The sequence below is a fragment of the Bradyrhizobium sp. Mp27 genome, assembly GCF_029953005.1.
Lineage (GTDB): Bacteria > Pseudomonadota > Alphaproteobacteria > Rhizobiales > Xanthobacteraceae > Bradyrhizobium > Bradyrhizobium barranii.
The window spans coordinates 1-4,449 of sequence record NZ_JASAUS010000323.1 but is presented as its reverse complement, the minus strand read 5'-3'; the positions used below and the strand labels follow the sequence as shown (position 1 = coordinate 4,449).

Sequence of the window (4,449 nt, the reverse complement as noted above, 5' to 3'; positions counted from 1 at the left end):
GCGAGCTTCTTCAATGGCTGGCGCTCGACACCAGGCACAATGCCGGCGACGAGCCAGCTCGACAGGCTCAGTTCGATAACGGCGATCAGCGTGCCGTCCGGATCGAGTGGGCTCGGGGATCGGCTCAGATCGTTCAACTTTTGCATGGGGCGCTCCATCGGTTCACATTAGCAACGATAGATGCAATATCCTCGCCACCGCCCCATAGCATCTTCCTCCGACTGTCTAAGCCTTCTGATCGACTGTCAATGAATGCGGTTGCCTGGAGCCGTCCTTGGATGAAGGGATCGTCCAAAAGGCTCCCTCCCGCAAGGGCGCACTACTTGGCCCATGCAAGGATCTGATCGTAAACCTCGGCCGTGATCCGCACGCCCCGATTGATGAAGTTTCCGGTTGTGTGGACTGCAACGACATAGCGTTGGTTGGCGGTCGAATCGAAAAGGAAGACAGGGCTGCCACTGTCGCCCCCCGTCGTATCGACCATGTACTCGAGGAAGCGATCGTCCTTATGCGCCGCGTCCTGCATATGGACGCGTCCAGCGTTGAACCACAGGGAGCCATAGGGTTTGGCTGCTTCGTGCGGATAGCCCGCGTTGTTCACGATCGCCATGTCGAGAAGCTTTTCCTCGTCCTTCTCGTAGCTGCGCAAGCCGAAATAGCCGATCCGTTCGCCAAACGGTGCTCCATTGACTTCGTGGTCTACGAAGATGACGCCGTAATCGTAGGGAGCGGCATCCTTCTCCTCTTTTTCGGATTCCCATTTCGGATGCCAGTCGAACTTGTCCGCGACGACATATCCATAGGGTGCCAGATTTCCATTGCGGCCCGGTATCACGCGAACCTGCCTAGCGCGCCTGGCGGGCTGGATAGCCGTCGGGCGCGCATAGAGGCAATGGCCGGCCGTGATTAGGGTACGCTCCCCAGCGAACCATCCGGTGCCAAAGCCGACTTGGCCTGAATCGTAGGTAATCTCAAGATGGCAAATGCAACGCCAGGGCGTCAGCGACGAGTCCGGGATGATCACACGGTCATCCACGCCAATGACGTCTTCCGGTTTGCCAGTACCCCCATAGTTGGGCAGCGACGGAGCTGCCGCTACAAGGGTTTGCGGGGCGATCGAGAAAAAGCCGCCGTCCGCTACCGATGCCAAGATGGTGGGGCCCGAAACGCGCGTCGTATCGAAGCCGGCTGTCATCGGCCTTAAGGCGTTAAAGCCTGGAACGCGCTCGACCGAGCTGCCGCCGTTCGTTTCCGTCATACGGCCATCGCGCCGCCGTCGCGTCGCGTCGGAGATGACGCACATGGTCGGAGCGACTGGTGAAGAATTGTCCTTGGCGGCAGCCTTCGGGGTTCGCGTTTTCGTAGCCATGGTCAGGTCCCTTCCCAGGCGCCCCACGCAACGGTGCGAAAACCGAGCGGTACCGGAGCCTCTTCGTCGCTGTGTCGGGTTCGCACCGGCCGGCTTGGACCGTGGTCAGGCGCAACGCGGTCGGTCGCGACGTTTTTCCAATCGAACTCGAAGATCTCCGTGAAATATTCCGCAGCCTCCTTGTCCTCGATCAGGAGGCTAGCATCCCGATTGAACTTCGTGCCGGATCCCGTCCAGTTTTGCGACCCGAGAAGGACCTTCTGGCCGTCAACGACGATGCCCTTCGTGTGGCAAGTGCCGTAAAAACGGATCTTGTCTTTGTCGAAGCCAAATTCCACGGCGTTGCGGAAGATGTCACGCTCCTTACCATACCCACTGCGAAAGATAATGCGCACGTCGCGGATCTTTTGCTGCCGATCCAGCAAGGCCTCCAGCAGCTTCTGATAATGCGGAGGCATTTCCTCCTTTACATCGAATGACTGGTTGATGAAGAGCACGCTATCGCGCGCGCTCTTTATGAGAGGAATGACAACCTCGGGATAATTGTCGGGGGGCAGGACGGGTTGAACCGTCATCTTCTTTTTGAGGACTTTCGGCGCGAAAGCTTTGTACTCCCTGACTGCGCGAGGCGCTTCTAGGAAATAGTCTTCCGGAACGATCAGTTCTGGCAAAAGTGGCGTCGCGGCTTCCTCTCCTTCCAGTTCCCGGCAATCGACGAAATCCTGTTTGAGGTGATTGTGGAACGTCGTCGCTAGAGGCTCACACCGGACGACAGCATGCCAATCGCGATCGTAGGTTTTGACGTCAGACCAGGTGAGATCCTCGAGGGGATGATCTGCATCGCCAAAGGGCGCTTGGTTCGAAGACGCCCAGTTGCCGCTCGAAAGCCAAAAGCGGTCATAGGCCTCGCCCTTCCCCAGCACGGCGACCTTGATGTGGTAGGACGTGGAGAACAACCGCCCTTTGCCAGACACCGAAGCGGGCGTCCAGTCGAACTGGTCCTTGGCATCGCGCTTGAGCGACTTCATGACCTTTTCCTCCGGCCAGTCGTCCGCCTTGTTGCCCTTGCCAATATCGTCGGTCTTGCGGTTGAGCGTGAGAATGGTGTTGCGGCCGTCGGGCGTTATCGCGGCTCGGACCGCCTCGATGATGTGCGGCGCGGTGAAATTGTACATGCCGATAGTGATGCTATCGCAATCGGCGCTCCCAAAGAATTTTGAGAGCTCGCGCCAGCCGGCTTCGGGGCTAACATGCAAGACGAGCGTCATGTCGGCGGTGACCGGGTCGAGGTTAAACCGCTCGTCTTTCAGGTTCCGCTTGTAGGCCTGCATCGTCGCGGGCGCCTCAAGGCCGGAATCGAGCGTATTTTCGCCGGCAAGCTTACTTGCGAGCGACGGCAGATCGACCATTTCGAGAGAAACTGGCACACCGCCAAGTGTGACCGGAACCCCGTAATCGGCAGCGTTTCGGGAGGCTTCGGGGCGGACTAGCAACACGACGCCTTTTTTATCGGTCAGCTTGCCGTTTGCATCGAACAGATAGGTGGCGCGTACACGCACAACGTTCGGGTGTTTCGCGACCAGCCCATCGATCTGCTTGGTCGCGGCTTCAAGAGAAAGCGGCGCATCGCTCTTCGTATGTTGCGGTGCCGCGTCGCCGGAAGATCCGATCCGCACCGTAATTTCGAGCGGCAAAGTAATCCTCACGCCGCCCTTGCTATCAACAATCGATACCTTCATAGGCGCAGCTCCATCATCATCGTCTAAGTCGGATTGGTTTCGGATCGGCACCTGCGCGTCGCCTGCCTGTTCGGAACGAACGTCGGTTCGTGCGACGATATGCCATGGACGCTCTCGGATAAGCGTCTGGAGGGTCGTGACGGGCACTGCGTGATTGGAGCGGAACGGCGTGCCTTGAAAATGCAGGCCGACGACCTCGCCGGTTTGAACGTCGATAACGGCGGAGCCAGAGCTTCCGGGCATTGATGAACAATCATGCGTGATGCCGCGGGGGTCGCGGCCCATGATCCTGCCCGGTGAGCAGCGCTTCGTGTCGAAGACATTTCCAAAAACGCGCATCAGGGTTTCGACATCATAATCGCCGCGATCCGTGCCGGGGTAGCCGATGGTCGCAACAGCCAACCCTTGCGCCGGATCGGAAGCTGCGAGGCTAAGCGGTTTTGCGAGGAGCCGATCAGCATTCTCTGCGGCTTCGCCCGCCTTTGCGACGCGCAGGAAGGCAACGTCGAGTTGATTGGGCGTACCGATGTAGATAACTTCAAGAACCTTAAAGCGACGCGGCGGCGCAGCGCTCTTTTCCCTGCGAAAATCGAGGATTGGCGCCTCAAGTTTGTCGCCCGCAAAGGGCAGCTTCCGAAAGTCGATTCCGGATGCGCTGGCCTCGGCGAACAGCACGGCCACGTGGGCGTTCGTCGCGATGATGTCGCTGCCGAGCTCAGTGTCGATGAGCCAACCGGTTCCGGCCCAAGGGTAAACTTCGTCCCCCGGCAAGTCGATACGCCCGATCGCTCGAATGGTCCCGTTGATGCGCGCTGCGTTGGCCTCAACGAGTTTCTTCATTTCTGACGCTTCGGGATCCAACCCGTTAGAGGTCAGCTCCGGCTGTACGAGGTCGTCGCTGACTGCAAATACAGGCCGGTGCAGGCTGATGATCGCCTCAAGCGTCGCGCTCTCGGATTTCCCCGGAGCGCCCGGCACCGGTTCGACTCCTGGAATCGGCGCGGTGCGAGCAGCGGATTTGACGGCTTCAAGATCTTGACCGTCGCGTCTCAGTACGCCGTCCACGAAGTCGCGCAGCTCGTCGAGGTCGGGCATGGGCAGTCCCTGTCAAGCAAAAGGATTCGCGAAACGGCGCAGAACGTTGCGAGAAGCAGCTTTGGGCTTTGGTGAGGTACGCAAAAGGATGAACAGACGTCATCCGTCAAAAATCAAAGGGCGTTCAGTGGAAAAAGGAGCTATGGCGGAATCTGGGTGATGACGGTGTGAGGAAGGCGGCGTATCGAGGCGGGTGACGAGCCTGCCAGAACCTCTCGAGGAGAGCGATACGCCATGACCGAGACT

General features: G+C 59.0%; 2 protein-coding genes. Both read right to left on the bottom strand.

What is annotated here, in order from left to right; translation table 11 throughout:
• Window positions 1–319: 319 nt before the first annotated feature.
• Window positions 320–1,369 carry a trypsin-like serine protease gene (locus tag QJT78_RS48970; protein WP_281460779.1) on the bottom strand — a complete coding sequence of 350 codons (1,050 nt, stop codon included), beginning with the start codon at window positions 1,367–1,369 and terminating at the stop codon, window positions 320–322.
• A 2-nt stretch (window positions 1,370–1,371) separates the two neighbouring features.
• Entirely contained in the window at window positions 1,372–4,203 is a 2,832-nt protein-coding gene (locus QJT78_RS48965; protein ID WP_281460778.1) for a phospholipase D-like domain-containing protein, read from the bottom strand.
• Window positions 4,204–4,449 lie beyond the last annotated feature (246 nt).

Coding starts and splice junctions, on each gene's coding strand:
- QJT78_RS48965 (WP_281460778.1), bottom strand. CDS start 4,203: ATGCCCGACCTCGACGAGCTGCGCGACTTCGTGGACGGCGTACTGAGA.
- QJT78_RS48970 (WP_281460779.1), bottom strand. CDS start 1,369: ATGGCTACGAAAACGCGAACCCCGAAGGCTGCCGCCAAGGACAATTCT.